1 protein-coding gene is annotated in these 333 nt (G+C 62.8%); it reads right to left on the reverse strand.

Annotated elements, in window-relative coordinates; translation table 11 throughout:
• Positions 1–333 (reverse strand): Ig-like domain-containing protein (locus AB2B41_RS23415; RefSeq protein ID WP_367880236.1); only part of this gene is annotated, 333 nt, incomplete at both ends.

Below are 333 nucleotides of genomic sequence, written 5' to 3' on the forward strand. Positions count from 1 at the left end.
GGCATCCGGCGTGTAGGTGACCGTGCCGTCACCGTTGATGACGACCGTGCCATTGCTCCCGTTGGTGACGCTGTTCACGCTCAGCGTGTCGCCGTCGACATCACTGTCGTTCGGCAACACGGAGAGGGTCACCGGCGTGTCCTCGTTCGTGCTCGCGCTGTCGGTGTTCGCCACCGGGGCATCGTTGATCACCCCAACATTGACGGTCACGGTCGCGGTATCGGTGCCACCCTTTCCATCGGAGACGGTGTAGGTGAAGCTGTCGGTGCCGTTGAAGTCGGCATCCGGCGTGTAGGTGACCGTGCCGTCACCGTTGATGACGACCGTGCCATT

The organism is Sulfitobacter sediminis (assembly GCF_040811725.1).
Classification (GTDB): domain Bacteria; phylum Pseudomonadota; class Alphaproteobacteria; order Rhodobacterales; family Rhodobacteraceae; genus Sulfitobacter; species Sulfitobacter sediminis.